Source organism: Pseudomonas paraveronii (assembly GCF_963681955.1).
GTDB lineage: Bacteria > Pseudomonadota > Gammaproteobacteria > Pseudomonadales > Pseudomonadaceae > Aquipseudomonas > Aquipseudomonas paraveronii.
Genome location: NZ_OY817130.1, coordinates 5,486,088 through 5,512,477, shown reverse-complemented (window position 1 = coordinate 5,512,477; position 26,390 = coordinate 5,486,088). Strand labels below are relative to the sequence as shown.

22 protein-coding genes, 1 other RNA gene and 1 pseudogene are annotated in these 26,390 nt (G+C 59.1%); 12 read left to right on the top strand and 12 right to left on the bottom strand.

The window, feature by feature from the left end:
- Window positions 1-3: 3 nt before the first annotated feature.
- The 8 genes and pseudogenes from U5A08_RS25455 to U5A08_RS25420 all read right to left on the bottom strand — a co-directional run bounded on the left by U5A08_RS25455 (window position 4) and on the right by U5A08_RS25420 (window position 9,969).
- Window positions 4-1,283: pseudogene (locus U5A08_RS25455) on the bottom strand (integrase domain-containing protein).
- A gap of 185 nt (window positions 1,284-1,468) precedes the next feature.
- Window positions 1,469-1,862: a transfer-messenger RNA gene (gene ssrA, locus U5A08_RS25450) on the bottom strand.
- A 101-nt stretch (window positions 1,863-1,963) separates the two neighbouring features.
- The gene (locus U5A08_RS25445; RefSeq protein WP_253399200.1) at window positions 1,964-2,248 is read right to left on the bottom strand and encodes a PA2433 domain-containing protein; all 285 of its coding nucleotides are present in this window, start codon (window positions 2,246-2,248) and stop codon (window positions 1,964-1,966) included.
- A gap of 136 nt (window positions 2,249-2,384) precedes the next feature.
- On the bottom strand, window positions 2,385-5,195 hold the full coding sequence (locus U5A08_RS25440; protein WP_321849061.1) for an FAD-binding and (Fe-S)-binding domain-containing protein: 2,811 nt from the start codon (window positions 5,193-5,195) through the stop codon (window positions 2,385-2,387).
- Window positions 5,192-5,863, bottom strand: a complete 672-nt coding sequence (locus tag U5A08_RS25435) for a LutC/YkgG family protein (protein ID WP_253399196.1) — start codon at window positions 5,861-5,863, stop codon at window positions 5,192-5,194. Before U5A08_RS25435 ends, U5A08_RS25440 begins: the two co-directional genes overlap by 4 nt.
- The gene (locus tag U5A08_RS25430) at window positions 5,863-7,317 is read right to left on the bottom strand and encodes a LutB/LldF family L-lactate oxidation iron-sulfur protein (RefSeq protein WP_321849060.1); all 1,455 of its coding nucleotides are present in this window, start codon (window positions 7,315-7,317) and stop codon (window positions 5,863-5,865) included. Before U5A08_RS25430 ends, U5A08_RS25435 begins: the two co-directional genes overlap by 1 nt.
- The gene (locus U5A08_RS25425) at window positions 7,314-8,138 is read right to left on the bottom strand and encodes a (Fe-S)-binding protein (protein ID WP_247395666.1); all 825 of its coding nucleotides are present in this window, start codon (window positions 8,136-8,138) and stop codon (window positions 7,314-7,316) included. The genes U5A08_RS25430 and U5A08_RS25425 overlap by 4 nt, the downstream gene beginning before the upstream one ends.
- A 136-nt stretch (window positions 8,139-8,274) precedes the next feature.
- Window positions 8,275-9,969, bottom strand: coding sequence for a lactate permease LctP family transporter (locus U5A08_RS25420; RefSeq protein ID WP_253399192.1), 1,695 nt, complete (start codon window positions 9,967-9,969; stop codon window positions 8,275-8,277).
- 261 nt (window positions 9,970-10,230) lie between these two features.
- On the opposite strand from U5A08_RS25420, the gene U5A08_RS25415 reads away from it, so the two are divergent.
- Window positions 10,231-10,998, top strand: a complete 768-nt coding sequence (locus U5A08_RS25415; RefSeq protein ID WP_253399190.1) for an FCD domain-containing protein — start codon at window positions 10,231-10,233, stop codon at window positions 10,996-10,998.
- A gap of 38 nt (window positions 10,999-11,036) precedes the next feature.
- Here the strand turns inward: U5A08_RS25415 and smpB are convergent, their stop codons facing one another.
- A complete protein-coding gene (gene smpB, locus U5A08_RS25410) occupies window positions 11,037-11,519 on the bottom strand; it encodes an SsrA-binding protein SmpB (RefSeq protein ID WP_017847403.1) in 483 nt (160 codons plus the stop codon).
- 168 nt (window positions 11,520-11,687) lie between these two features.
- Here smpB and U5A08_RS25405 point away from each other — a divergent pair, with 168 nt between their 5' ends.
- Together U5A08_RS25405 and U5A08_RS25400 are read left to right on the top strand one after the other, a co-directional pair.
- Window positions 11,688-12,122, top strand: coding sequence for a type II toxin-antitoxin system RatA family toxin (locus tag U5A08_RS25405; protein WP_247395669.1), 435 nt, complete (start codon window positions 11,688-11,690; stop codon window positions 12,120-12,122).
- Window positions 12,115-12,417, top strand: coding sequence for an RnfH family protein (locus U5A08_RS25400; RefSeq protein ID WP_247395670.1), 303 nt, complete (start codon window positions 12,115-12,117; stop codon window positions 12,415-12,417). The genes U5A08_RS25405 and U5A08_RS25400 overlap by 8 nt, the downstream gene beginning before the upstream one ends.
- Before the next feature lie 63 nt (window positions 12,418-12,480).
- Here U5A08_RS25400 and U5A08_RS25395 read toward each other — a convergent pair whose 3' ends face one another.
- Complete coding sequence (locus U5A08_RS25395; protein WP_247395671.1) at window positions 12,481-13,008, bottom strand: outer membrane protein assembly factor BamE; 528 nt, start codon at window positions 13,006-13,008, stop codon at window positions 12,481-12,483.
- Window positions 13,009-13,106: 98 nt separating this feature from the next.
- Here U5A08_RS25395 and fur point away from each other — a divergent pair, with 98 nt between their 5' ends.
- Window positions 13,107-13,511: a ferric iron uptake transcriptional regulator gene (fur, locus tag U5A08_RS25390; RefSeq protein ID WP_253400442.1), complete on the top strand. Its 405-nt coding sequence runs from the start codon at window positions 13,107-13,109 to the stop codon at window positions 13,509-13,511.
- A 90-nt stretch (window positions 13,512-13,601) separates the two neighbouring features.
- On the opposite strand, the gene recN is transcribed toward fur, so the two are convergent.
- On the bottom strand, window positions 13,602-15,275 hold the full coding sequence (recN, locus tag U5A08_RS25385) for a DNA repair protein RecN (RefSeq protein ID WP_321849059.1): 1,674 nt from the start codon (window positions 15,273-15,275) through the stop codon (window positions 13,602-13,604).
- A gap of 254 nt (window positions 15,276-15,529) precedes the next feature.
- On the opposite strand from recN, the gene grpE reads away from it, so the two are divergent.
- The 8 genes from grpE (at window position 15,530) to U5A08_RS25345 (ending at window position 25,984) form a co-directional block, all read left to right on the top strand.
- Window positions 15,530-16,090, top strand: a complete 561-nt coding sequence (grpE, locus tag U5A08_RS25380) for a nucleotide exchange factor GrpE (protein ID WP_253399186.1) — start codon at window positions 15,530-15,532, stop codon at window positions 16,088-16,090.
- Between the two features lie 102 nt (window positions 16,091-16,192).
- Window positions 16,193-18,109 carry a molecular chaperone DnaK gene (gene dnaK / locus U5A08_RS25375; protein ID WP_253399184.1) on the top strand — a complete coding sequence of 639 codons (1,917 nt, stop codon included), beginning with the start codon at window positions 16,193-16,195 and terminating at the stop codon, window positions 18,107-18,109.
- Between the two features lie 316 nt (window positions 18,110-18,425).
- Window positions 18,426-19,550 carry a molecular chaperone DnaJ gene (gene dnaJ, locus U5A08_RS25370; protein ID WP_253399181.1) on the top strand — a complete coding sequence of 375 codons (1,125 nt, stop codon included), beginning with the start codon at window positions 18,426-18,428 and terminating at the stop codon, window positions 19,548-19,550.
- Window positions 19,551-19,560: 10 nt separating this feature from the next.
- Window positions 19,561-20,367, top strand: coding sequence for a 4-hydroxy-tetrahydrodipicolinate reductase (gene dapB / locus U5A08_RS25365; RefSeq protein ID WP_253399179.1), 807 nt, complete (start codon window positions 19,561-19,563; stop codon window positions 20,365-20,367).
- Window positions 20,368-20,626: 259 nt separating this feature from the next.
- Window positions 20,627-21,763: a glutamine-hydrolyzing carbamoyl-phosphate synthase small subunit gene (gene carA, locus U5A08_RS25360; protein ID WP_253399177.1), complete on the top strand. Its 1,137-nt coding sequence runs from the start codon at window positions 20,627-20,629 to the stop codon at window positions 21,761-21,763.
- A gap of 105 nt (window positions 21,764-21,868) precedes the next feature.
- Complete coding sequence (carB, locus tag U5A08_RS25355; protein ID WP_247395684.1) at window positions 21,869-25,090, top strand: carbamoyl-phosphate synthase large subunit; 3,222 nt, start codon at window positions 21,869-21,871, stop codon at window positions 25,088-25,090.
- Complete coding sequence (greA, locus tag U5A08_RS25350; protein ID WP_017847415.1) at window positions 25,087-25,563, top strand: transcription elongation factor GreA; 477 nt, start codon at window positions 25,087-25,089, stop codon at window positions 25,561-25,563. The genes carB and greA overlap by 4 nt, the downstream gene beginning before the upstream one ends.
- A gap of 28 nt (window positions 25,564-25,591) precedes the next feature.
- Window positions 25,592-25,984 carry an MFS transporter gene (locus U5A08_RS25345; RefSeq protein WP_321849058.1) on the top strand — a complete coding sequence of 131 codons (393 nt, stop codon included), beginning with the start codon at window positions 25,592-25,594 and terminating at the stop codon, window positions 25,982-25,984.
- A gap of 21 nt (window positions 25,985-26,005) precedes the next feature.
- On the opposite strand, the gene U5A08_RS25340 is transcribed toward U5A08_RS25345, so the two are convergent.
- The gene (locus tag U5A08_RS25340; RefSeq protein ID WP_017139256.1) at window positions 26,006-26,314 is read right to left on the bottom strand and encodes a YhbY family RNA-binding protein; all 309 of its coding nucleotides are present in this window, start codon (window positions 26,312-26,314) and stop codon (window positions 26,006-26,008) included.
- Window positions 26,315-26,390: the final 76 nt, after the last annotated feature.

The window sequence follows — 26,390 nt, the reverse complement described above, 5'->3', positions numbered from 1 at the left end:
GGTTTAGCTTGTTAGAGCCAAGCCTCGCAGAGGGTTTCTACCTATTTGAGAACCCCCCTGGATGGCTGAAACTGACAAGCTTCCTGTGGCAGCTTTTTGAATGTGTTCGCTCCACCAGGTCATCATAGGGCGTCTGCGCTCAATGTAGTCCGCTCGGTTGTATGCGCTGCGTACCTCGTCTTTGTCTACGTGCGCAAGTGCGACCTCGATCAGCTCTGGTTCCCATCCTTTTTTCGTTCAGGATCGTACTAGCCATGGAACGCATGCCATGGCTCACCAAGCGCCCTTCAAAACCCATACGTTTCAAGGCCATATTTGCTGTCTGGCTGTTGCAGTGAGTTCGTGGATCTCTATCTGCTGGGAACACAAACTCCCGATGGCCGCTGTAGGGTTTTATTGTTTCAAGCAAAGCAAGTGCGTGTTCAGTCAGTGGTATGACGTGAGCACGACGCTTTTTCATACGCTCTGCTGGAATTGTCCAGGTTTTCTTGTCGAGATCAATGTCAGCCCAGGAAGTCGTGGCGGCTTCCGCAGGACGGGTCATGGTATGAAGTTGCCATTCGATCAGGCAGCGGGTTGTTCTCTTTATGCTCGCATTGGCGATGGCGACCATTAACTCTGGCAGCTCTTCCGGGCGGAGGGCTGCCATGTTCTGCTTTTTCGGCTTCTTGAAAACGGTCCGAATGCCGCTGAGCGGATTGGCAAAGATCATTCCCGAGTTCACACCGTAGGTCATGATCTCGTTGAGTCGTTGGGTCAGTCGCTTCACTGTCTCCAGGCTGCCTTTAGTTTCCAAAGGGCGCAGCAGCTCTATGACCCTTGGGGCATTGATCTGTGAGATAGGTGTTGTTCCCAAAGATGGAAAAACATGCATGCAGCGTGAGCGAGCGCCAGATGTCCTCGGCATAAGCTGTGGTCACAGAATCCTTTTTCAGTTCAAACCAGGCAGACGCCACGTTCTCGAACGTGTGCTCGGTTGCCTGCCTTTTTGTCTGCTCCAGCTCGCTACGTTGTTCTTTCGGGTCGATGCCTTGGGCGAGAAGCTCTCTGGCTTCGACCGTTTTTTTCCTGGCTTGCGCGAGTGAGAGTTCTGGGTAGGTGCCGAGTCCCATGTTAATGCGGTTTTTGGTGATCGGCTGCCGGTAGTTGAAGTTCCAGAGCGTAGAGCCATTGACCCTCACGCGCAGCTGTAAGCCGTCTCCATCGCTGAGGACATAGTCTTTGTCTTTCGGCTTTACCGCTTTGAGCTGGCGGTCAGAGAGGCGGGTGGCTTGGGCGCACATGAGGTGTTCCATGACATCAATTGGTATTCCAAAAATTACCCCTGAAGGGCTTGGAATACCATCTGGAATACCCGATGTCGTGGATTGTGCCGGACGTCCATGGACGCTAATAGACCCTAAAGCCTTGATTTTGCTGGATTTCAGGCACAAAAAAAGACGTCCGTGGACGTCTTTAGATGATGAAGTGGTGGAGCCGGGGGGATTTGAACCCCCGTCCGCCAGTACTCCGCTGTCGGTACTACATGCGTAGCCGTGTCTATTAAGTTAACCCTCAGCGACCCGACGGGCAGGGTGCTTTGGGCGAGTTGTGTAAGTTTTAGCCGCTTCGTCCACAACGTACTGCACGGCGATTCTGTTCTATATGACAATCATTTTGGGTTTACAGACATCCCCTGATGATTGCTGGACCCGAAGGTACCAGGAGGGAAGGGCTAAGGCTGCTTACGCAGCGAGAGCGTATTCCCCGTAGGTTTCGTCATTGGCAACTATAGAAAGTTGCAACAGTGGATTTACGAGTTCTGTTACCAACTCGGCATGCACCTAAAGTTTCGCGACCGGCGTCGAATCCTAAACGGCCCCGTGCTTGTAACTCGTTGTTTCTTAGTGAGTGACAAGCCTATGCAGTGTACGTCAAACGGTCACAGAAGGCCAACCCGAAGGTTGGCCTTGAGCGTCGGGCGTTACTGATTGCCGCCTTTGTCAGCGTTCTGTAGGTCTTGCAGGGCCTTGGACGTGATCTCTATGCACTTCTTGTCATCGCCTGCCGCGTGGGCGGCCTGGGCTTGAGACACGGCAGTATCGATTTCGCCGCGTTTGCCACTGGTGTCGGTGGCGAGCAGCGCTTTGCCATTGTTGATTTTGTCGAGATTAATCTGACACAGCTGGTCGGTTTTTCCGGCTGCAAACACCGGTGAGGCCAGCATCGCAGCGGTAATGAACAAGCCAGCAAGAGCGGAACGCTTCATAGGGGTATCTCCTTGCGAAAAAGGGCTCGACGCTGCTGGCGTTCACGTGCTGCCAGCGACATCACTGATGAGCCTCGATCGCCGAGGCCTATGCAGATGACTGCGCCGGTGCGCAGGGGTTCTGTTTTTTGCGGGTTTAATGTGCCCTCGGCTGGGTCACGCGGTCCACGAGGTACACCAACCCGTGGTAATCGATGCCGCCATGCTGGCTCAGGCCGATCTCGCAGGTGCGGCTGGTGGAGATGCCTTCGCTGCAATATTGCACGGCGTCCTTGAGCGAGCGCAGGGAGTGGGCGTTGAGCTCCGGTGTGGTAAAGCCTTTGTCGCCGGCAAAGCCGCAGCAATGAATGCCTTCCGGAATCACCACGTTTTTGGAGCAGCGGCGGGCCAGGTCGATCAATGCCTGGCTTTCCCCAAGGTGCTGGGTGCTGCAGGTGACGTGTACGGCGATCGGTGCTTCCTGCGGCGTGAAGTCGAGGCGGTCCATCAGGTGTGTGCGGATAAACCGAACCGGGTCGTAGAGGTCCAGACGTGTTTCGCCCAGGTCTTGCACCAGGCGCAGGGTGCAGGGGCTGGTGTCGCAGTAGATCGGGTCGAGGCCGCCACGGCTGGCGTGGAGCAAGGCGCCGATCAGTTCCTGGCGCTTGTGTTCGGCCTGTTCGGCATAGCCCTTGGAGGCAAAGGGCTGGCCGCAGCACAGGTTGTCCTGGTTGTCGGGGATAACGACTTGGTAGCCGGCTTTTTCCAGCAGGCCACGGGTTTTGTCGTACAGCGACATCTGCTCTTTGTCGCCAGCCGCTGGCCCCATGGCGCGTGAGACGCACGCCGCGAGGTAGACCACGCGTGGTCGCTCATCCGTCACCGCCGGGCTGAAGCGAATGGCTTTTTCCGGCTGCGGCATTGCGTTGGTCCATTGTGGGATTTGTCCCTTGGACAGCTTGGTCACTGTGGCCGACAACTTAGCCAGGCGCGGCGCGCCCAACAGCATGCGTGCACCGTTGGCGACGTGCAGGGTAAAGCGCGCGCCTTGCAGTGCTGTGGCGAAGTGGGTGGCAAGCCATTCGGCGGTTTTCGTATGGTCGGCGTCGCGGGCCCGGAGTTTTTTCACCAGGTCGCCGGTATTGATTCCCACAGGGCAGCGCTGGGCACATAGCCCGGTGGCGGCGCAGGTGTCGATGCCCTGGTAGTGGTAGGCCGTTTCCAGTTCAGTCGTGTCGATGCCGGCGCGTTTCTTCGCCTGGATATCGCGCCAGATCACGATGCGCTGGCGCGGGCTCAAGGTCAGGCCTTTCGACGGGCACACCGGCTCGCAGAAACCGCACTCGATGCACTTATCCACAAGCTCGTCGGCGGCAGGCAGCGGCTTGAGGTGTTTAAGGTGGATCTGCGGGTCTTCGCTGAGCACCACGTCCGGGTTGAGAATACCGTTGGGGTCGAGCAGGCGCTTGAGTTGCCACATCAGTTGGTAGGCATCGCTGCCCCATTCCAGCTCGACGAACGGCGCCATGTTGCGACCGGTGCCATGTTCGGCTTTCAGTGAGCCGCCAAACTCCACCGCCACCAGTTGCGCGACGTCGTCCATGAACGCTTGGTAGCGTGCGACTTCTTCGCTGCTGTTGAAGCCTTGGGTGAACACGAAGTGCAGATTGCCTTCCAGGGCGTGTCCGAAAAGGATGGCTTCGTCGTAGTGATGTTTGTCGAACAGCTCGATCAAGCGGTTAACGCCGATGGCCAGTTGTTCGACCGGGAAGGTTACGTCCTCAATGATCACCGTGGTGCCGGTTTTGCGCACGGCGCCGACGGCGGGGAAGGTGTCTTTGCGGATCGCCCACAGGCGGGCGTTTTCCACGGGGTCTTCGGTGAAGTCGACCTGTTTTTCCACCGGAAACGCCGCCAGCGACGCCATGATCAGCGCCAGTTGCTCGTGGAGCAAAGAGGGCGATGCGGCGCGGGATTCGATCAGCAGCGCGCAGGCATTTTCCGATAGATGCTGTACGAAGGCCGGCATGCCGGGCTTGTCCTGCACCGAACGCATGCTGCGTCGGTCGAGCAGCTCAACCGCTGAGACCGGTTGGGTTTTCAGGACGGTTACCGCATTGCAGCAGGTCTCGACATCGGGGAATACGATCAGCGCCGAGGCTTTGTTCGGGTGGTCGATGACGGTGTCGTAGGTCACCGCGCTGATAAAGCCCAGGGTGCCTTCGGAGCCCACCAGCAGGTGGCTGAGAATATCCAGCGGCTCATCGAAATCCACCAGGGCGTTGAGTGACAGGCCTGTGGTGTTTTTCAGGCGGTATTTGTGGCGGATTTTTGCGGCCAGTTCAGCGTTTGCCCGCGTCTCTCGACCGAGTGTGGCCAGGCGTTCAAGCAGCGTGCTGTGCTGCTGGCGAAATGCCGCGACGCTGGCGGCATCTTCGGTGTCCAGGCGGCTGCCGTCGGCCAGTACCAGGCGAATGCCGGCGAGGGTATGGTAGGTGTTTTGCGCCGTACCGCAGCACATCCCGCTGGCATTGTTGGCGACGATGCCGCCGATTTTGCAGGCGTTGATCGACGCCGGATCCGGCCCGATCTTGCGCCCGAATGGCGCCAGCCAGGCGTTGGCCTGGGCGCCGATCACGCCGGGTTGCAGGCGGATCTGCGTGCCTTGCCCGCGAATTTCGCGGCCGTTCCAGTTGTCCCCCAGTACGATCAGCACCGAATCGCTGATGGCCTGCCCGGACAAGCTGGTGCCCGCTGCGCGGAAGGTCACCGGAACATGATCGCGCTGGGCCAGTTGCAGCAGCGCCACGACTTCGTCTTCCGACTCGACGCGAATCACCAACTGTGGGATCAGTCGGTAAAAACTGGCGTCTGTGCCAAATGCCAAGGTGGAAAGTGGGTCGTCGAAGCAACGATTTTTCGGGATCAGCTGTGCGACGTCAGCAAGGAAAGCGGCAGGCAGACTCATTGGTCCTCCAGGATCAGCACCACCAGGTCCTTCGGACCGTGGGCGCCATAAGCCAGAACTTGTTCGATGTCAGCCGTCTTCGACGGGCCGGACACCAGCAGGGCATTGGTGGGCATGCCTTGGGCCCAGGCGAATTGCTGCTGGACCTGATAAAAGTTGTCGTAAATCTCACTGGCCTTGAGCAGTGCAAAATGTACCGGTGGCACCAGGCTCATCAGGCGCGGTTCTTCCCGCGTGGGCCACAGAATCAGGCTACCGGTGGCGGCGATGGCGCCGAGGGTCGTGGTCAGGCTGGCCGGTGTGTCATTAAACAGCTCGGCTTTCCATTCTTCCACTGGGCGGTCGTAGGCTTTGAGCCCAGGCAATTGCGGGTTGTTCGACCAGTGTTCGGTGATGCGCCGTCCATGCTCGGTTGTCGGGGCGATGAGCAGGCTGGGCAGTTCGCGCTTTTGCAGCAGTTGCGCGAGCAAGGCCGGCCATTCGGCGCCGCGGGTCAGGTGGATCTCGGTATGCACCGCTTCCATCAGCTTGCGCAATTGTGCGATGCGCTGTTCGGGCGGGTAGGTGTAGATCTGCGTGACCAGGGTCTCATCGAAGTTGTCGGGCACCGGTGTTGTGCCCGTCAGGCTGTGGCGCAATTTGCCGAGGATATTTTGCTTGGCGCTCATCAACGCGCTCCCTGTTTGGCCAAATGCTCGCGTGCCAGGTCATGCAGCGAACGGGCGGCGGGTTTAGGCGCGCTATGGTTTTGCGTCCATGGTCCGACATTGCTCGGTACGAGGGCGCGCAGGCGCGTGGCGGCGAATGTGAACACGCGGTATAGCGTCGGTGAGCTGTGGAGCTTGGCCCAGGCGTTCCAGATAAACCGCTCCTGGCGCGAATACTTGCTGCCTTGGCCGCGCATCACGGGGTGTGGGCTATCCGGCGCTTTTACGTTCTCTTCCCGCAGACGGCGCAGCAAGGCCGGGATCGGAATTTTTACCGGGCACACTTCTCCACAGGCACCGCACAACGAAGACGCACTGGGGTGGTCTGGCACTTTCGCCAGGCCGACCATATGTGGCGTGATGATTTTTCCGATAGGGCCGGGGTACACCTCACCGTAGGCATGGCCGCCGATTCGGGTATACACCGGGCAATGATTCATACAGGCGCCACAGCGAATGCAGTTGAGCGTCTGGCGTAATTCGCTGTCGGCAAACGCCTGGCTGCGCCCATTGTCCAGCAGCACCAGGTGGACTTCTTCGGGGCCGTCGAGCTCATCGGGCTTGCGCGGGCCGGAGATCATATTGACGTAGGTGGTGATCGGCTGACCGAGCGCGGAGCGGGTCAGTAGCGACAGCAACGGCACTACGTCGCGCAGGTTTTCCACGACCTTCTCGATGCCGGTCACGGCGATATGCACCGGTGGCACCGTGGTCGACATGCGCCCGTTACCTTCGTTTTCCACCAGCAGCAGCGTGCCGGTTTCGGCCACGGCGAAGTTGACGCCGGAGACGCCGATATCTGCTTCGAAGAACTTTTCCCGCAGCACACGGCGACCAATCTGAATCAACTGGTCGACATCCTTGGTGTACTCCACGCCGAGTTTTTCGTGGAACAGCGACGCGACCTGGCTGGCGTTCTTGTGGATCGCCGGCATGATGATGTGGGATGGCTTCTCGTGGTCGAGTTGAACAATAAACTCACCCATGTCCGACTCAAGGCATTCGATGCCTTGGGTGGCGAGTACGTGGTTCATTTCCATCTCTTCGCTGACCATGGATTTGCCTTTGATCACCTGCGTGGCTTCGCGCCGGCGGATGATCGACAAGACGATCGCATTGGCCTCTTCAACCGTTTCGGCCCAATGCACGGTCACGCCGTTACGGGTCAGGTTGGCTTCCAGTTGTTCGAGCAGGTCGGGCAGCTTCGACAGGGCTCGGGCGCGCACCGCGTTACCGAGGGCGCGCAGGTGTTCGCGTTCGTGGGCGTCGCTGAAAGACGCCGCCCGTTTGCTCATCAGGGAATCCATCGCGTTGCGAAAGTTGTTTCGCAGTTGCGCGTCGCCCAGCGCCTGGTGGGCGCGGGTGCGGAAGTCTTCCGACACGTCGACGGTCGGAATCAGCGTGGCGGCGTTCATCGCTCACCCCCCGTGCGTTGCCAGAGAAAGCTGGCCAGGTGTTGGCCGCGTAAGGCGGCTTGCTGTTTCTCCAGGGCGCCATTGATGTTCATCAGGCAACCGCAATCAGCGCTCAGCACTTGATGGGCGCCGGATTCCTGCAAGGCTCGGGTCTTGTCGGCCACCATTGCGCCGGAAATGTCTGGCATGCGCACGCTGAACGTCCCACCAAAGCCACAGCATTCGCTTTCGTGGCTATGGTCGACGCGTTCGACATTGCGCAGTTGGGCCAGCAATTCGCGGCCGTGGAGGTGGGTGTTCATTTCCCTGCGCGCAGAACACGAAGTGTGCAGGGCGACTTTGACCGGCGCCCCGCTATCGTTGAGTTGCACCTTGCACACGAACAACAGGAACTCTGCCAACTCGTAAGTACGGGCCGCGAGGGCCTGCACTTGTTTGAGGGTGTCGGGTTCGTCCTTGAAAAGGTCGGCGTAGTGCTCGCGTAACATGCCGGCACAGGAACCGGACGGCACCACCACCGGGTAGTCGCCTGCGAACAGCGCCAGTTGTGCGCGCGCCACTTGTCGGGCCTGGTCGGTATAACCCGACGTGTAGGCCGGCTGCCCGCAGCAGCTTTGCCCTTGGGGATAGTCCACGCAGATCCCTTCGCGTTCCAGCAGGTGGATCGCGTCCATGCCGGCTTCGGGATAGAACAGGTCCACCACGCAGGTGCCGAACAGGTAGACCTTCTGCGGTTTTTCGTGGGGGTATTCACGTGGCGGGGCCAGGGGCGGCGCGACACGGGTGGCATTCGGCACGGCGTTGTAAAAAAGCTCGCTCATCAGGCGCGTTCTCCGGGTAGTCCCGGTTGTCCGTCCGTCAGGGCCGCAGCGTGTTCAGCGGCCCGGCAGATGGGTTGTGGAAAGCTGACGCCGAAATCGCTGTTCGGCGTCGGTTATTGCTTGATTGTCTGTGGTCTCAATGCACCAGCATGCCGGTGAACCAGTAGGCCTGGGCCAGCGTGATCAGCCCGACGATGGTGGCGAAAAACAGGCTGTGCTTGAGGGTGAAGCGGAACAGGTCGGATTCCTTGCCGACCAGGCCGGTCGCGGCGCAGGCCACGGCGATCGATTGCGGCGAAATCATCTTGCCGGTCACGCCGCCGCTGGTGTTCGCCGCTACCAGCAAGGTGTCGTTGACACCGATCTGGTGGGCGGTGGTGGCTTGCAGCGAGCTGAACAGGGCGTTGGACGAGGTGTCGGAGCCTGTCAGGAAAACCCCCAGCCAGCCGAGGAACGGCGAGAAGAACGGGAAAGCTGCACCGGTGCCGGCCAGGACCAACGCCATGGTCGAGGACATGCCCGAGTAGTTGGTGACGAAGGCGAAGGCCAGCACCATGCCGATGGACAGGATCGGCCAGCGCAGTTCGTAGAAGGTCTCTTTCAAAGTGGTAAGACCAGTTTTGATGTCGATCTTCAATACCAGCATCGAGATCAGCGCGGAAAAGAAGATCGCGGTGCCGGTCGCTGAAATCGGGTCCAGTTTGAATATGGCGGGGATGGCCGTCGGGTTGGTCACGATAGGCGCAACCTTGACCACCATTTGGTCCAGGTGCGGGATCGCGAAGTTAAACACCCAGCTGTACATCGAGCCGCCAGCGGCGAACATTGCCTTGAATGGCTTGAGGGTCCAGATGGTCACCAGCACGGTCAGGATCAGGAACGGCGACCAGGCCTTGAAGATTCGCCCCAGGCTGTAGGGCGAAGCGACAGTGCTGCGTGGCAGGCCGAAGCCGCCGGCGCTGGCGGTGACCGTTGCGCTGGAGGTTGCACCGGCAATCTGTGCGCCGGCGGTGCGCTTGGGTTGCCAGACTTTCAGGAACAGGGTCAAGGAAACCAGGCTGGCCAGAGCCGAGGTGATGTCCGGCAGTTCCGGGCCGATGAAGTTGGACGTGAAGTATTGGGTGATGGCAAAGCTCAAGCCTGCCACCAAGGCGGCCGGCCAGGTTTCGCGCACGCCGCGCAGGCCGTCCATCATGAACACCAGCCAGAACGGAACGAACAGCGACAGCAGTGGCAATTGGCGACCGGTCATGGCGCCGATCTTGAACGCGTCGATGCCGGTCACTTGTCCTGCAACGATGATCGGAATCCCCAGGGCGCCGAAGGCGACGGGTGCGGTGTTGGCGATCAGGCACAGGCCGGCGGCGTACAGCGGGTTGAAGCCCAGGCCGACCAGCAGCGCGGCGGTAATCGCTACGGGAGCACCGAAGCCGGCGGCACCTTCCAGGAAGGCGCCGAAGCAGAAGCCGATCAGCAAGACCTGCAGGCGTTGGTCGTCGGTAATCGACAGCACCGAGCTGCGGATGATCTCGAACTGGCCGCTTTTGACCGTCAGTTTGTAGAGGAACACCGCTGCGACGATGATCCAGGCGATTGGCCACAGGCCATAGGCAAAGCCGTAGCCGGCAGCGGCCAGTGCCATGTCCACCGGCATCTGGAAGGCAAAGATTGCCACCAGGATCGACAGCGCAAGCGTGATGCTGCCGGCGACGTGGCCTTTAAGGCGAAACACGGCCAGAGCGAGGAAGAAAAATACGATTGGAATAACGGCGGCCAGTGCGGACAGGCCGAGGCTGCCGAGTGGGCTGTAGAGCTGTTGCCAGGTTTGCATATGGGGTGGCCCCTAATTGTTGTTGGTCAGGCACATTTTAGTCGGCTTGGGTAATTGGTAATACCAATTTACAGCCGCTGTTGGCTAGAGTAAAAGCCTAGGCGGTGGTGTGTCAATTTGCCGCCTGCGAAACTTTGGTCTTAAGGTTATGGGCGGCCGCTCTGATCGGATAAATCGAAGGTGTTCTGATGGGTGCTGCAAACGTTGCGATAGGCCAGAATAGAGGCCCCGGCGAGTGGTCGGGATCGTGGAGAGAGAGTTATGGGGTTTGATCAGGTGCGTCAGCGCCGTTTGTCTGACGATATTGTCGAGCAGCTTGAGGGCATGATCCTTGAGGGCACGCTGAAGTCGGGCGAGCGCTTGCCGGCCGAGCGTGCGTTGGCTGAAAAGTTCGGCGTTTCGCGCCCCTCGCTGCGTGAGGCGATTCAGAAACTGGCGGCCAAGGGTTTGCTGGTCAGTCGCCACGGCGGTGGCAATTACGTGGCTGAGTCGTTGGGCTCGACGTTCAGCGATCCGTTGTTGCACCTGCTGGAAAACAATCCCGAGGCTCAGCGTGATTTGCTGGAGTTTCGCCAAACCCTCGAAGCGTCCTGTGCCTATTACGCGGCGTTGCGCGCTACCGAGGTCGACCGTGAGCGGCTGACGGCGGCCTTTGACGCGCTACAGGATTGTTACGCACGCGACGATAAAGTCAGCCGGGCAGAAGAGGGGGCGGCGGATGCGCGGTTCCACCTGGCCATTGCCGAGGCCAGCCACAACGCCGTGCTGTTGCACACCATCCGCGGGTTGTTCGACCTGCTCAAGCGGAACGTGGTGACCAATATTGGCGGCATGTATCAGCAGCGCACGGAAACCCGCGACATGCTGATCAGTCAGCATCGGGATTTGTACCTGGCGATTATCGAGGGGCGGGCCGAGCAGGCGCGGGAAGTCTCAACACGTCATCTGCTGTATGTGCAGGAGGTGTTGGAGGAAGTGCGTCAGGAAGTTCAGCGCGTGGCCCGGGCGGAGCGGCGCAAGAGCATGTAGCCGAGGGTGGGGCACCCAAGGCTACAGCGTCACAAGGATTATTCTTCCTTGCCCTTGTTGCGCACGGCGCGATGCAGTTCACGATCGGAATCGCGCTCGCGCTCGGTATCGCGCTTGTCGTATTCCTTCTTGCCCTTGCCCAGTGCGATCTCGCACTTGACCAGATGCTTGCTCCAATACCAGGACAGGCAGACGCAGGCATAGCCTTTCTGCTGTACGGCGGCGGCGAGCTTGTCCAGTTCGCGGGCGTTGAGCAGCAGCTTGCGCGTGCGCACCGGGTCGGCAATCACGTGCGTGCTCGCGGTGGTCAGCGGGGTGATATGACTGCCAAGCAGCCACGCCTCGCCATCCTTGAGCAGCACATAGCTGTCGACCAGCTGCAGCTTGCTGGCTCGCAGACTTTTTACTTCCCAGCCGGCCAGGACCAGACCAGCCTCGAACCGATGTTCGATGAAGTAATCGTGTCGCGCCTTTTTATTCTGCGCGATGGTCCCTGTGGGGTGTTTCTTTTGTTTAGCCATAGGGGCGGCATTATAGGGAGTTGCGAGCGTGTCGGCTACGGTCAACCTGCGTGCTTGAGCGTGTTGGACGAATCCCGGACAATACCGGCAGTTCTTTGGTTTTTTTCTCTCGCGGATCGGGTTGTTCTTTCTCGATGTTTGCCGCTCAGTTGTGGAAATAACGCTCACATGACGACGCATATTCAACGTTCGGCCCTGCTGCCCTATCCGGCCCAGGCGCTTTATGACCTGGTCAACGACGTGGCGCGTTACCCGGAATTCCTGCCATGGTGCTCAACCGCCGAGGTGCTGGAAAGCAGTGATGAGCACATGGTTGCCAGTGTCGGGGTGGCCAAGGGAGGGCTTAGTCAGCACTTTGTCACACGCAATGTCCTGGTGCCGGGCAAATCCATTGAAATGAATTTGCAGGAAGGGCCGTTCACCCAGTTGCATGGTGTCTGGGTATTCAAGGCGTTGACCGAGCAAGCCTGCAAGATCAGCCTGGATCTGTCCTTCGATTATGCGGGGCCCATTGTGAGGGCGACGTTGGGGCCTCTGTTCAATCAGGCCGCCAATACCCTGGTCGACGCGTTTTGTCAGCGAGCCAAGCAACTGCATGTTTGAGATTGAAGTGGTCTATGCCGGCGTGGATCGCCAGGTGTTACTGACGGTCGCGGTGGCATCGGGCACGAGCCTGCGGGCGGCGGTGCAGGCGTCGGGTATTGCGGCGCACTTTCCTGAGACGGACCTTGCTGATTGCCCGCTGGGGATATTCGGCAGGGTGGTGGTGGACCCCGATACGCGCACCGTGCAATCAGGCGATCGTATTGAAATTTACCGCCCGTTGCTGGCCGACCCCAAGGAAGTGCGCAGGCTGCGAGCGGCCAAGGCGGCGCTGGCCAAGCAACAGCGTTCATAGGCCGGCCAATCAGCAGGCAACAAAAAGCCCGGCATGCCGGGCTTTTTATCGAGCGCCGCACACTTACTGCGGGCTGGTGTCCAGAGGCTGTGGCGTCGGGACTGGAACGGTTTGCACGCCGTCGACGTCTTTCTGGATCTTGTCGAGCAATGAGCCTGGCTTGGCCGGGACTTCGGACTTCGGCTTCTCGGCTCCCTGCGCTGGCGCAGTTACGTTGGTGCCGTTGTCCTTGCCCAGCAAGGCTTCATCGCGGCTTACGCCGGGCATGAAGTCACCGGACAGGCTGACCAGTTGATCATTGCCATTAAAGATGACAGCGACACGCTCCTGTTGGCGTTCACCGCCCCCAGGCTGGATGCTGTAGAGATAATCCCAGCGATCGGCATGGAACGTGTCAGTCAGCAGGGGGTTACCCATAATAAACCGCACTTGCCGTCGGGTCATTCCCGGGCGTAACTGGTCTATCATGTCCTGTGTGACGACATTGCCCTGCTGGATGTCGATTTTGTAAACCCCGGGGAATGAACAACCGGCGAGTGCGAGCAGTCCCACAAAGGTGAAACTGGTTAGCAAGAGCTTGGTGTTTTGCATCGGTGGGCGACTTCCACTATCTTGGCTGGGACAACGTAAACGCCGATCATACCCGTATTAAGAGAAGCTGCGAAGCAGCATCCGCGAGAAAGCTAACCATGGTTGAAAATAGCGAACTACGCAAAGCCGGTCTTAAAGTGACTCTGCCACGCGTCAAAATTCTACAAATGCTTGATTCTGCTGAGCAGCGCCACATGAGTGCCGAGGATGTTTACAAGGCGCTGATGGAGTCTAACGAGGACGTTGGCCTAGCCACGGTTTACCGTGTGCTGACCCAGTTTGAAGCCGCAGGGCTGGTGGTTCGTCATAATTTCGACGGCGGTCATGCAGTGTTCGAATTGGCTGACGGTGGTCATCACGACCACATGGTTGACCTGGATACCAACGAGGTTATTGAGTTCACTAGCCTGGAAATCGAGAAGCTTCAGAAGGCAATTGCCGAGGAGCATGGCTACGACTTGGCGGACCATAATTTGGTTCTTTACGTTCGTAAGAAAAAGTAAAAATCGGCGCAGATTGACTCTGCGAAACGATTGAAGGCGACCCCAGGGTCGCCTTCGTGCTTTCTATAAGCGTGAAAATTGCTGGTTCGGTCAGGCCTTCGCCGCCACCACCATTTTCTTCGCGTGGGCCAGGGACTCTTTGGTCAGGTCGATACCGCCGAGCATGCGCGCCACTTCCTCAACGCGCTCCGACTTATTCAGCTTGGACACCGCAGTGCGTGTCGCATCGCTGCCCCGTACTTTATGTACAAACAAATGCTGATGCCCTTGGGCGGCCACTTGCGGCAAGTGGGTGACTGTCAGCACCTGGCCGCGATCTCCCAGGCGGCGCAGCAGTTGACCGACAATTTCTGCGGTCGGGCCACCAATACCAACGTCCACCTCGTCAAAGACCAGTGTCGGAACCCGCGAGGTCTGGGCGGTGATCACCTGAATCGCCAGGCTGATCCGTGAGAGCTCACCGCCGGAGGCGACTTTCGCCAGCGCCTTGAGCGGCTGCCCCGGGTTGGCACTGACCAGCAGTTCTACCTGTTCCAGGCCATGGGGCTGCAGTTCGTTGCTGGTGTTGGCGCGCAGTTCGATGGTGAAGCGGCCGCCGGGCATGCCCAGGCGCTGGATTTCCTGCTCTACCGCACTGGCCAGGCCTGTGGCGGCTTGGTGGCGCAGGTCGCTCAGTTCACGGGCCTTCTCTTGATAGTGGCGGGCGAAAGAAGCCAGTTCGTCGCTCAGGCGCTCAATGGATTCGTCATTCGCGTTCAGGGTTTCGATTTCATCCAGCAGCTTCTGCTGCATCGTTGCCACTTCGGTGGGCTGGATTCGATGTTTGCGCGCCAGGGTGTAGATGGTGTCCAGGCGTTCTTCTATTTCCTGCAGGCGTGCCGGGTCGGCGTCGAAGTGGTCCAGGAAGCGGTTCAGTTCGCCTACGGCTTCTTCTACCTGAATTTGCGCACTGGTCAGCAAGGTCGTGGCTTCATTCAGCGAACCGGACGCATTGTTCACACTGGACAGCCGATTGAGGCTGACGGTCAGTGCATTCAGCACATTGCCCGAATCGCTCTCGCTGCATTGCTCCACCACCTGGCGGCAAATACCCAGCAGGGTTTCGGCGTTGGTGAGGTTCTTGTGTTCCTGCTCAAGCTGTTCCAGCTCGCTTTCGCCAAGGCCGAGGCTTTCCAGCTCTTCGAGTTGATAGCTGAGCAATTGATGGCGTGCGCGCTGCTCGTCGCCGGAATTGGAGAGACGCTCCAGTTCCAGGCGGGTCTGGCGCCAGCGCTGCGCGGCTAGCTGGACCTGGCGGGCCAGGTCGGTGGTGCCGGCGTATTCATCGAGCAGGCGGCGATGGGTGTCGGTTTTGAGCAGGGATTGGTGTTCGTGCTGGCTGTGGATATCGATCAACAGCTCGCCAAGGGCTTTCAAGTCACCCAGGGGGCAGGGCGTGCCGTTGATATAGCCGCGGGAGCGTCCTTCGGCGGTGATGACCCGGCGCAGGATGCACGGCCCTTCATTATTAAGGTCGCGCTCGGCAAGCCAGGCTTCCGCTTCGGGGATGTCCGCCAGGTCGAAGGTCGCCAGGATATCGGCCTTGTCTGCGCCGGGGCGTACCACGCCACTGTCGGCGCGGTCTCCCAGGGTCAGGCCGAGGGCGTCGAGCATGATCGACTTGCCGGCGCCGGTTTCGCCTGTGATTACGCTCATCCCGCGATCCAGTTCGAGATCCAGATGTTCAACGATGGCGTAGTTATGTACGGACAGGTGCACGAGCATGACGGCCGCTCCCAGGCTTTAGGTCTGGTTATTTATACAGTGTTTTGTTCCGGGCTGACAATCCTGATGCTTAGCTCGATTTGCTTGGGTTGGTGTTTTTTTTAGCGCGAAGGGGAATGAACGGGTCGGAATTGATCTGGGTCAGCTGAAAGACTTTTGGTAACGCCTGCACCCTTGAACCTGGAAATTGTGGCCCCATATACCGGAACAGAAGCGCGAGTTGAGTTCGCGCATGATTTTGAAAGGAGAAATCTATGGCTGACGAACAGACGCAGGATACGCAAACTCCAGACGCCAATTCGGCTGCCGGTGATGAGCTGGCAACTCGTGTGCAAGTGCTCGAAGAGCAATTGGCCACTGCGCAGGACCAATCTTTGCGTGTTGCCGCCGATCTGCAGAACGTCCGCCGCCGCGCTGAGCAGGATGTAGAAAAGGCCCATAAGTTCGCGCTGGAAAAATTCGCCGGTGATCTGTTGCCGATCATCGACAGCCTGGAGCGCGGCCTCGAGTTGTCCAGTCCGGACGACGAAAACATCCGCCCGATGCGTGAAGGTATCGAGCTGACCCTGAAAATGTTTCAGGACGCCCTGAAGCGTTATCAGTTGGAGGCGGTCGATCCGCAAGGTGGCGATCCGTTCAACGCTGAGCATCACCAGGCCATGGCTATGCAGGAAAGTCATGACCATGAGCCAAACCGCGTGTTGAAAGTATTCCAGAAGGGATACCAGCTCAACGGTCGCCTGCTGCGCCCGGCAATGGTCGTGGTCAGCAAGGCGCCCGCGCCGGTTTCACCTTCGATTGATGAGCAGGCTTGAAATTCGCCGCAAGGCCCCCATCTATAAGTCAAGCGTTTAAGTGCTACCGCAGTTAGCCACCACTGCTGCGGCATCCAAATTCAAGTTTCGGGAGAGTAAATCATGGGCAAAATTATCGGTATCGACCTGGGGACCACCAACTCCTGTGTCTCCGTGCTGGAAAACGGCGTTGCAAAAGTTATCGAAAACGCCGAAGGCGCGCGTACTACGCCGTCGATCGTTGCTTACGCCAACGACGGTGAAATCCTCGTCGGTCAGTCGGCCAAGCGCCAGGCTGTGACCAATCCGCACAACACCCTGTACGCGGTGAAGCGTTTGATCGGTCGTAAGTTCGACGAAGAAGTCGTACAGAAAGACATCAAGATGGTCCCTTACAAAATCGCCAAGGCTGACAACGGTGACGCCTGGGTTGAAGTAAACGGCCAGAAAATGTCACCGCCACAAATCTCGGCTGAAATCTTGAAAAAGATGAAGAAAACCGCCGAAGACTATCTCGGTGAAGCAGTGACTGAGGCGGTGATCACCGTTCCGGCCTACTTCAACGACAGCCAGCGCCAGGCGACCAAAGACGCCGGCCGCATCGCGGGCCTGGACGTAAAACGTATCATCAACGAACCAACCGCAGCCGCTCTGGCTTACGGCATGGACAAAGCCAAGGGCGACCACACCGTCATCGTTTATGACCTGGGTGGCGGTACCTTCGACGTGTCCGTGATCGAAATCGCGGAAGTTGACGGCGAGCACCAGTTCGAAGTGTTGGCCACCAACGGCGACACCTTCCTGGGTGGTGAAGACTTCGACATCCGTCTGATCGACTACCTCGTTGACGAGTTCAAGAAAGAAAGCGGCATGAACCTCAAGGGTGACCCGCTGGCGATGCAGCGTCTGAAAGAAGCTGCCGAGAAAGCCAAGATCGAGCTGTCTTCGGCGCAGTCGACCGACGTCAACCTGCCGTACATCACTGCAGACGCTACCGGTCCTAAGCACTTGAACGTGAAGATCTCGCGCGCCAAGCTGGAAGCGCTGGTTGAAGACCTGGTTCAGCGCACCATCGAACCTTGCCGCATTGCACTGAAAGACTCCGGTATCGAAGTGGGTGCGATCAACGACGTGATCCTGGTCGGCGGTCAGACCCGTATGCCACTGGTTCAGAAGTTGGTGACCGAGTTCTTCGGTAAAGAAGCACGTAAAGACGTGAACCCGGACGAAGCGGTTGCCATGGGTGCTGCCATCCAGGGTGCGGTACTGGCCGGCGACGTGAAAGACGTACTGCTGCTGGACGTCAGCCCGCTGACCCTGGGTATCGAAACCATGGGCGGCGTGATGACTGCGCTGATCGAGAAAAACACCACGATTCCTACCAAGAAATCGCAAGTGTTCTCGACTGCCGATGACAACCAGGGCGCCGTGACCATTCACGTCCTGCAAGGTGAGCGTAAGCAAGCGGCGCAGAACAAGTCCCTGGGCAAGTTCGACCTGGCCGAGATTCCACCAGCACCACGTGGCGTGCCACAAATTGAAGTGACCTTCGACATCGACGCCAACGGCATCTTGCACGTAGGCGCCAAAGACAAGGCGACCGGCAAAGAGCAGAAGATCACCATCAAGGCCAACTCTGGTCTGTCTGATGAAGAAATTCAGCAGATGATTCGTGATGCGGAAACCAATGCCGAGGCTGACAAGAAGTTTGAAGAGTTGGCCGCTGCTCGTAACCAGGGCGACGCACTGGTTCACTCGACTCGCAAAATGATCACTGAAGCTGGCGACAAAGTGACTGCCGAAGAAAAAACTGCGGTCGAAGCTGCTGTGGTTGCTCTGGAAGCCGCGATTAAAGGCGACGACAAGGCGGCCATCGAAGCCAAGGTTGAGGAGCTGTCGAAAGTCTCCGCACCGGTTGCTCAGAAAATGTACGCCGAACAAGGTCAGCCAGCTGACGGTGCCGCGCATCAGGCAGAGCCTGAAGCCAAGCAAGACGACGTTGTCGATGCCGAGTTCGAAGAAGTCAAAGAGACGAAGTAATCTGCTTGGCCGGTTGACCGCTATCAAGCGGTGACTGGTAGGATGTCGCCGCGCGGGAGCTTGCTCCCGCGTTGGCGTGTCTGGGGTACGCAAATTTTTACAGCATGCGACAACGCTCGGATGCTGGCGGTGTGATCGGGAATGCTCCTGCTTTCCGGCGACAGTCACCGCGTTTTTGGCCGGATCCCTGGCTGAAAGCAGTTATGACCAGGATCGTTGAATTGACGTGAGTTGGGTCCGGGCCTGTATTGGGGCTCAACGAGTTCGGCAAGGCTCAGGAGGGTCTGGCTGAACGTCCTTAAGAGTGCAAAGACTTATGGCAAAGCGTGACTATTACGAAGTATTGGGTGTGGAGCGCGGTTCCAGCGAGGCGGACCTGAAGAAGGCTTACCGTCGCCTGGCGATGAAGCACCACCCGGACCGTAATCCGGATAACAAAGAATCCGAAGAAATGTTCAAAGAGGCCAATGAGGCCTACGAATGCCTGTGTGATCCCAACAAGCGTGCAGCCTACGACCAGTATGGTCACGCCGGCGTCGACCCGAGCATGGGTGGCGGCGGTGCCGGTTTTGGCGGTCAGAACTTCTCCGATATTTTCGGTGATGTGTTCAGCGACTTCTTCGGCGGTGGCCGTGGTGGTCAGCGTGGTGGCGCCCAACGTGGCAGCGACCTGCGCTACACCCTGGAACTGAATCTGGAAGAAGCCGTGCGCGGCACCAGCGTCAATATTCGCGTGCCGACGCTGGTCAACTGCAAGCCGTGCGACGGTTCGGGTGCCAAGAAAGGCTCGTCGCCAATCACCTGCCCGACCTGCGGCGGTATCGGCCAGGTCCGCATGCAGCAGGGCTTCTTCTCGGTGCAGCAGACCTGTCCGCGTTGCCAGGGCCAAGGCAAGATCATCTCTGACCCGTGCGATTCCTGCCACGGCGAAGGGCGTGTCGAAGAGTACAAAACCCTGTCGGTCAAAGTGCCGGCGGGCGTGGATACCGGTGACCGCATTCGCCTGTCGGGCGAAGGCGAGGCGGGGACTCAGGGCGGTCCGACGGGTGATCTGTACGTGGTGATCAATGTGCGCGAGCACTCGATCTTCCAGCGTGACGGCAAGCACCTGTTCTGCGAAGTGCCGATCAGCTTTGTCGACGCGGCCCTGGGCGGCGAGCTGGAGATTCCGACCCTGGACGGCCGGGTCAATCTCAAGATCCCTGAGGGGACGCAGACCGGCAAGCAGTTCCGTATCCGTGGCAAAGGCGTTGCGCCGGTGCGTGGTGGCGGTGCGGGCGACCTGATGTGTCGTGTCACGGTGGAAACGCCGGTCAATCTGGGCCGTCGTCAGCGTGAACTGCTCGAAGAGTTCCGCAGTTCGTTGGCAGGCGACGATTCCCATTCGCCGAAAACCACTGGCTTCTTCGATGGCGTGAAGCGCTTCTTCGGCGACCTGTAAGGAATTGAGTATGCGACGTATAGCCGTAATGGGCGCTGCCGGGCGCATGGGTAAAACCTTGATCGAGGCGGTGCAGCAGCGCTCGCCGGCCTCCGGCCTGACGGCGGCGATCGTTCGCCCTGGCAGTACGTTGATCGGTGCCGATGCCGGTGAGCTGGCTTCGCTGGGGCGTATCGGCGTGTCGTTGTCCGGCAACCTGGAGCTGGTGGCGGACGAATTCGACGTACTGATCGACTTTACGCTGCCAGACGTGATGCTGAAAAATCTGGCGTTCTGCCGCAAGGCGGGCAAAGCCATGGTGATTGGCACCACCGGTTTGAGTGCTGAGCAGAAGCAGTTGCTGGTCGAGGCGGGCAAGGACATTCCCATCGTGTTTGCCGCCAACTTCAGTGTGGGTGTGAATCTGTCGCTCAAGCTGTTGGATCTGGCGGCGCGTGTGCTGGGTGATGAGGCGGATATCGAAATCATCGAAACCCATCATCGCCACAAGATCGATGCGCCGTCGGGAACGGCATTGCGCATGGGTGAGGCTATCGCCGATGCCCTGGGCCGAGACTTGTCGAAGGTGGCGGTGTACGGGCGTGAAGGCCATACCGGTGCGCGTGCGCGTGACACCATTGGCTTTGCCACTGTTCGCGGTGGCGACGTCGTCGGCGATCACACCGTGCTGTTCGCCGCTGAAGGCGAGCGCCTGGAAATCACGCACAAAGCCTCCAGTCGCATGACGTTCGCCAAGGGTGCGGTGCGTGCTGCGCTGTGGCTGGACGGTCGTGCGCCGGGGCTGTATGACATGCGCGATGTGCTGGATCTGCACTAATCAGTAGCTAAAATGGGGTCTCGGGATTATCCTAAGGCCCCGTTTTTACCCGCTAAGCGACGTCCTGTCGCATTCTCCTGCCTTTAAGGCTCATTAGCGGTGGACCAAAATAGCCTTTTTCTGTAAGCTACAGCTTTAGTGTGTCCACTAAAAGCGCGCAGAATAATTCAGTGAAGAAGCGGGGTGACGTGTCCATACGTCACTCCGCTTTTTTACAACCTGCGATCGCCCTTTCAGGCTTTATTTACGGGAGGTCTTCTTGACTAAGCCAGCCATACTCGCCCTTGCTGATGGCAGCATTTTTCGCGGCGAAGCCATTGGAGCCGACGGTCAAACCGTTGGAGAGGTGGTGTTTAACACTGCCATGACCGGCTATCAGGAAATCCTTACCGATCCTTCCTACGCCCAACAGATCGTTACCCTGACCTATCCGCACATCGGCAACACCGGTACTACGCCGGAAGACGTCGAGTCCAATCGTGTCTGGTCTGCGGGCCTGGTGATTCGTGACCTGCCACTGGTTGCGAGCAACTGGCGTAACACGATGTCGCTGTCCGATTACCTGAAAGCCAACAACGTTGTGGCAATCGCCGGTATCGATACGCGTCGTCTGACACGCATCCTGCGTGAAAAAGGTTCGCAGAACGGCTGCATCATGGCCGGTGACAATATTTCCGAAGCGGCTGCGATTGCTGCAGCGCAAGGCTTCCCAGGCCTGAAAGGCATGGACCTGGCGAAAGTCGTCAGCGCCCAGGAAAAGTACGAATGGCGCTCTACTGTCTGGGATTTGAAGACCGACAGCCACGAGACCATTGATGCTGCGGATCTGCCCTACCATGTAGTGGCCTACGACTACGGCATCAAGTACAACATCCTGCGCATGCTGGTTGAACGCGGTTGCCGCGTGACCGTTGTGCCGGCGCAAACTCCGGCCAGCGACGTCCTGGCTCTGCAGCCGGACGGCGTGTTCCTGTCCAACGGCCCGGGTGACCCCGAGCCCTGCGACTACGCCATCAAGGCGATCAAGGAAGTGCTGGAGACCGAGATTCCGGTGTTCGGTATCTGCCTGGGCCACCAGTTGCTGGCTCTGGCCTCCGGTGCCAAGACCCTGAAAATGGGTCACGGCCACCACGGCGCCAACCACCCTGTGCAGGACCTGGACACCGGTGTGGTGATGATCACCAGCCAGAACCACGGTTTTGCGGTGGATGAAGTGACCTTGCCGGCCAACGTCCGTGCAACTCACAAGTCGCTGTTCGACGGTTCCCTGCAAGGCATCGAGCGCACCGACAAGAGCGCGTTCAGCTTCCAGGGCCACCCTGAAGCCAGCCCGGGCCCGAACGACGTAGCGCCGCTGTTCGACCGTTTCATCAATGAGATGGCCAAGCGACGCTGACTGAGCGGCTTGCGGGCGGCCCCGACTGTCGGTGGCCCCCGCAGGCTCTTCAAAGATTGTTCAAGACGGCTTGCCGACTGACCTGCGGATTTGAGTGACAAACCCATGCCAAAACGTACAGACATAAAAAGCATCCTGATTCTCGGCGCTGGCCCGATCGTGATCGGCCAGGCCTGCGAATTCGACTACTCCGGCGCCCAGGCCTGTAAAGCCCTGCGCGAGGAGGGTTATCGCGTCATCCTGGTGAACTCCAACCCGGCCACCATCATGACCGACCCGGCCATGGCCGACGCCACCTACATCGAGCCGATCAAGTGGCAGACCGTTGCCAAGATCATCGAGAAAGAGCGTCCGGACGCACTGCTGCCGACCATGGGTGGCCAAACCGCTCTGAACTGCGCCCTGGACCTGGAGCGCGAAGGCATTCTGGAAAAATTCGGCGTGGAGATGATCGGTGCGAACGCCGACACCATCGACAAGGCTGAAGACCGTTCGCGCTTCGACAAGGCGATGAAGTCCATCGGCCTGGCGTGCCCGCGTTCCGGTATCGCCCACAACATGGAAGAAGCCAATGCGGTCCTCGAGACCCTGGGCTTTCCGTGCATCATCCGTCCGTCCTTCACCATGGGCGGTACCGGTGGCGGTATTGCGTACAACCGCGAAGAGTTCGAAGAAATCTGCGCCCGTGGCCTGGACCTGTCGCCGACCAAAGAGCTGCTGATCGACGAATCCCTGATCGGCTGGAAAGAATATGAGATGGAGGTTGTCCGCGATAAGAAGGACAACTGCATCATCGTCTGCTCCATCGAAAACTTCGACCCGATGGGTGTACACACCGGTGACTCGATCACCGTGGCTCCGGCACAGACCCTGACCGACAAGGAATACCAGATCCTGCGTAACGCCTCCCTGGCGGTACTGCGCGAGATCGGCGTGGAAACCGGCGGTTCCAACGTGCAGTTCGGTATCTGCCCGAACACCGGTCGCATGGTCGTGATCGAGATGAACCCGCGTGTATCGCGTTCGTCGGCCCTGGCTTCGAAAGCCACCGGTTTCCCGATCGCCAAGGTCGCGGCCAAGCTGGCCGTTGGTTACACCCTGGACGAACTGTCGAACGACATCACCGGCGGCAAGACCCCGGCGTCCTTCGAGCCGTCCATCGACTACGTCGTGACCAAGCTGCCACGTTTCGCCTTCGAGAAGTTCCCCAAGGCTGACGCGCGCCTGACCACTCAGATGAAGTCGGTCGGCGAAGTCATGGCCATTGGCCGGACCTTCCAGGAATCCCTGCAGAAAGCCCTGCGCGGCCTCGAAGTCGGCGTTTGCGGCCTGGACGAGAAGCTCGACCTGAGCAATCCGGAAAGCATGAGCGTGCTCAAGCGCGAGCTGACCGTGCCGGGCGCCGAGCGTATCTGGTACGTTGCTGACGCGTTCCGCGCCGGCATGACCGTCGAAGACATCTTCGGCATGAACATGATCGATCCGTGGTTCCTGGTGCAGATCGAAGATCTGATCAAGGAAGAAGAGAAGGTCAAGACCCTGGGTCTGGCCAGCATCGACCGCGACACGATGTTCCGCCTCAAGCGCAAAGGGTTCTCCGACCAGCGCCTGGCCAAGCTGCTGGGTGTGACCGAGAAAAACCTGCGGACTCATCGCCACAAGCTGGAAATCTTCCCGGTCTACAAGCGCGTTGACACCTGTGCCGCCGAGTTTTCCACCGACACCGCTTACCTGTACTCCACCTACGAGGAAGAGTGCGAAGCTGCGCCGTCGGGTCGCGACAAGATCATGATCCTGGGTGGCGGGCCGAACCGTATCGGCCAGGGCATCGAGTTCGACTACTGCTGCGTACACGCCGCCCTCGCCCTGCGCGAAGACGGGTACGAGACCATCATGGTCAACTGTAACCCGGAAACCGTATCCACCGACTACGACACCTCCGATCGCCTGTACTTCGAGCCGGTAACCCTGGAAGACGTGCTGGAAATCGTGCGCGTCGAGAAGCCTAAAGGCGTGATCGTCCAGTACGGCGGCCAAACCCCGCTGAAACTGGCTCGCGCCCTGGAAGCCGCCGGCGTGCCGATCATCGGCACCAGCCCGGACGCCATCGACCGTGCCGAAGATCGTGAGCGCTTCCAGCAAATGGTCGAGCGCCTGAACCTGCGTCAGCCGCCAAACGCCACCGTGCGCAGCGAAGACGAAGCCCTTCGTGCGGCCGGCAAGATCGGCTACCCGCTGGTGGTACGTCCTTCCTACGTACTGGGCGGACGGGCGATGGAAATCGTCTACGAAGAAGAAGAACTCAAGCGTTACCTGCGTGATGCGGTGAAAGTGTCCAACGACAGCCCGGTGCTGCTGGACCACTTCCTCAACTGCGCCATCGAGATGGACGTGGACGCAGTGTGCGACGGTACCGATGTGGTCATCGGCGCGATCATGCAGCACATCGAACAGGCGGGCGTTCACTCCGGTGACTCCGCGTGCTCGCTGCCGCCATACTCGCTGCCGGCGCACATCCAGGACGAGATGCGCGAACAGGTCAAGAAAATGGCCCTGGAACTGGGTGTGGTCGGCCTGATGAACGTACAGTTGGCGCTGCAAGGCGACGATATCTACGTCATTGAAGTCAACCCGCGTGCCTCGCGTACCGTGCCGTTCGTGTCCAAGTGCATCGGTGTGTCCCTGGCCATGATCGCTGCCCGCGTGATGGCCGGTAAGACCCTGAAGGAAATCGGCTTCACCAAGGAAATCATTCCGAACTTCTACAGCGTGAAAGAGGCGGTGTTCCCATTCGCCAAGTTCCCTGGTGTGGACCCGATCCTGGGCCCAGAGATGAAGTCCACCGGTGAAGTGATGGGCGTGGGCGATACCTTCGGTGAAGCCTTTGCCAAGGCCCAGATGGGCGCCAGCGAAGTGCTGCCAACCGGCGGTACTGCTTTCATCAGCGTGCGCGATGATGACAAGCCACTGGTTGCAGGCGTGGCCCGTGATCTGATCAACTTGGGCTTCGAGATCGTGGCCACCGCCGGGACCGCCAAGCTGATTGAAGCGGCGGGCCTGAAAGTGCGTCGCGTGAACAAGGTGACGGAAGGCCGTCCGCACGTGGTCGATATGATCAAGAATGACGAAGTCACCCTGATCATCAACACCACCGAGGGTCGTCAGTCGATCGCGGATTCTTACTCCATTCGTCGTAATGCCTTGCAGCACAAGATTTACTGCACCACTACCATTGCTGCTGGCGAAGCTATCTGCGAAGCGCTTAAGTTCGGTCCGGAAAAGACCGTGCGTCGCTTGCAGGATCTACACGCAGGATTGAAGGCATGATCAAATACCCAATGACCGTCCGGGGCGCCAAGGCCCTGGAAGAGGAGCACGCCCATCTGACCAAGGTCGTCCGTCCAAAGCTGAGCCAGGACATCGGTACGGCCCGCGAGCTGGGTGACTTGAAGGAAAACGCCGAATACCACGCTGCCCGCGAGCAGCAGGGTATGGTCGAGGCGCGGATACGTGATATCGAGGGCCGTATGCAGAATGCGGTGATCATCGATGTCACGACCATTCCGCACACCGGCAAAGTGATTTTCGGCACCACGGTGGAAATCGCCAACGTCGAGACTGACGAAAGCGTGGTCTACCACATCGTGGGTGAGGACGAGGCTGACTTCAAACTCGGCAAGATCTCCGTCGGTTCGCCACTGGCCCGTGCCTTGATTGCCAAGGAAGAGGGGGATGTGGTGGTTGTGAAAACGCCCGGTGGCGTGATCGAGTATGAGATTGTCGAAGTTCGCCATGTCTGAAAGGCGGCGCCCGCTTCGTGCGGGCGCCATGCTTTGGCAGTTTGCCCAGATGCTTTGGGTGGGCGGCCTGTGGTTGCTGCATATTGGCGTGTTGCCGGCGTTGGGCCTGATTGGCCTGGCGCCGTTGTTGATCGATGAGATCGACGGATTATTGAGTGCGCTGCTGGTGGGTTTTGCGGCGGCGTGCGTGACGCTTCAGGCGCTGGTGCTGATCAAGGCCGAAGGCTTGGGGAGTTTGTGGCGGGATATTCGCGGCCAACTGCTGTTGATGGCGCTGTATGCGTGTGCAATGTATTGCATCGTGCATGTGTGGCTGCCGGAAGCGTTGCGCTGGCAGCTATTCAGCTATCTTGTGCTAGGGTTTTCCGGCCTGGTGCTGGTGATGCAACCGGCGCCGGGGTGGAGTGGCGGGGCGCGCTAAGCACGCCCGTGACCCTTGTTGTCATTTGAAGCGATGAACGTTCGACAGTTGCTTGTTGACGCTGAAGTTCTTGCGATACAGCAGCGCCATCTTGCCGATGACCTGAACCAGGTCTGCCTTGCCAACCTTGCACAGTTCTGCAATGGCGGCCAGGCGCGCTTCGCGGTCAAGGATGTTGACCTTGATCTTGATCAGTTCGTGATCGCCCAATGCGCGTTCAAGTTCGGCTAACACACCTTCAGTCAAACCGTTGTCGGCCACGATCAAAACTGGTTTCAGATGGTGGCCAATGGATTTGTACTGTTTCTTCTGCTCTTGAGTGAGCGGCATAATCTGACCCCTGCGTCTGATCTTGTAAAAAGCGGCGGCCAGTTTACCCGAGCGAGTCCGGGACCGCCCAGTTAAT

Coding starts and splice junctions, on each gene's coding strand:
- U5A08_RS25445 (WP_253399200.1), bottom strand. CDS start 2,248: ATGAAGCGTTCCGCTCTTGCTGGCTTGTTCATTACCGCTGCGATGCTG.
- U5A08_RS25440 (WP_321849061.1), bottom strand. CDS start 5,195: ATGAGTCTGCCTGCCGCTTTCCTTGCTGACGTCGCACAGCTGATCCCG.
- U5A08_RS25435 (WP_253399196.1), bottom strand. CDS start 5,863: ATGAGCGCCAAGCAAAATATCCTCGGCAAATTGCGCCACAGCCTGACG.
- U5A08_RS25430 (WP_321849060.1), bottom strand. CDS start 7,317: ATGAACGCCGCCACGCTGATTCCGACCGTCGACGTGTCGGAAGACTTC.
- U5A08_RS25425 (WP_247395666.1), bottom strand. CDS start 8,138: ATGAGCGAGCTTTTTTACAACGCCGTGCCGAATGCCACCCGTGTCGCG.
- U5A08_RS25420 (WP_253399192.1), bottom strand. CDS start 9,969: ATGCAAACCTGGCAACAGCTCTACAGCCCACTCGGCAGCCTCGGCCTG.
- U5A08_RS25415 (WP_253399190.1), top strand. CDS start 10,231: ATGGGGTTTGATCAGGTGCGTCAGCGCCGTTTGTCTGACGATATTGTC.
- smpB (WP_017847403.1), bottom strand. CDS start 11,519: ATGGCTAAACAAAAGAAACACCCCACAGGGACCATCGCGCAGAATAAA.
- U5A08_RS25405 (WP_247395669.1), top strand. CDS start 11,688: ATGACGACGCATATTCAACGTTCGGCCCTGCTGCCCTATCCGGCCCAG.
- U5A08_RS25400 (WP_247395670.1), top strand. CDS start 12,115: ATGTTTGAGATTGAAGTGGTCTATGCCGGCGTGGATCGCCAGGTGTTA.
- U5A08_RS25395 (WP_247395671.1), bottom strand. CDS start 13,008: ATGCAAAACACCAAGCTCTTGCTAACCAGTTTCACCTTTGTGGGACTG.
- fur (WP_253400442.1), top strand. CDS start 13,107: ATGGTTGAAAATAGCGAACTACGCAAAGCCGGTCTTAAAGTGACTCTG.
- recN (WP_321849059.1), bottom strand. CDS start 15,275: ATGCTCGTGCACCTGTCCGTACATAACTACGCCATCGTTGAACATCTG.
- grpE (WP_253399186.1), top strand. CDS start 15,530: ATGGCTGACGAACAGACGCAGGATACGCAAACTCCAGACGCCAATTCG.
- dnaK (WP_253399184.1), top strand. CDS start 16,193: ATGGGCAAAATTATCGGTATCGACCTGGGGACCACCAACTCCTGTGTC.
- dnaJ (WP_253399181.1), top strand. CDS start 18,426: ATGGCAAAGCGTGACTATTACGAAGTATTGGGTGTGGAGCGCGGTTCC.
- dapB (WP_253399179.1), top strand. CDS start 19,561: ATGCGACGTATAGCCGTAATGGGCGCTGCCGGGCGCATGGGTAAAACC.
- carB (WP_247395684.1), top strand. CDS start 21,869: ATGCCAAAACGTACAGACATAAAAAGCATCCTGATTCTCGGCGCTGGC.
- greA (WP_017847415.1), top strand. CDS start 25,087: ATGATCAAATACCCAATGACCGTCCGGGGCGCCAAGGCCCTGGAAGAG.
- U5A08_RS25345 (WP_321849058.1), top strand. CDS start 25,592: ATGCTTTGGCAGTTTGCCCAGATGCTTTGGGTGGGCGGCCTGTGGTTG.
- U5A08_RS25340 (WP_017139256.1), bottom strand. CDS start 26,314: ATGCCGCTCACTCAAGAGCAGAAGAAACAGTACAAATCCATTGGCCAC.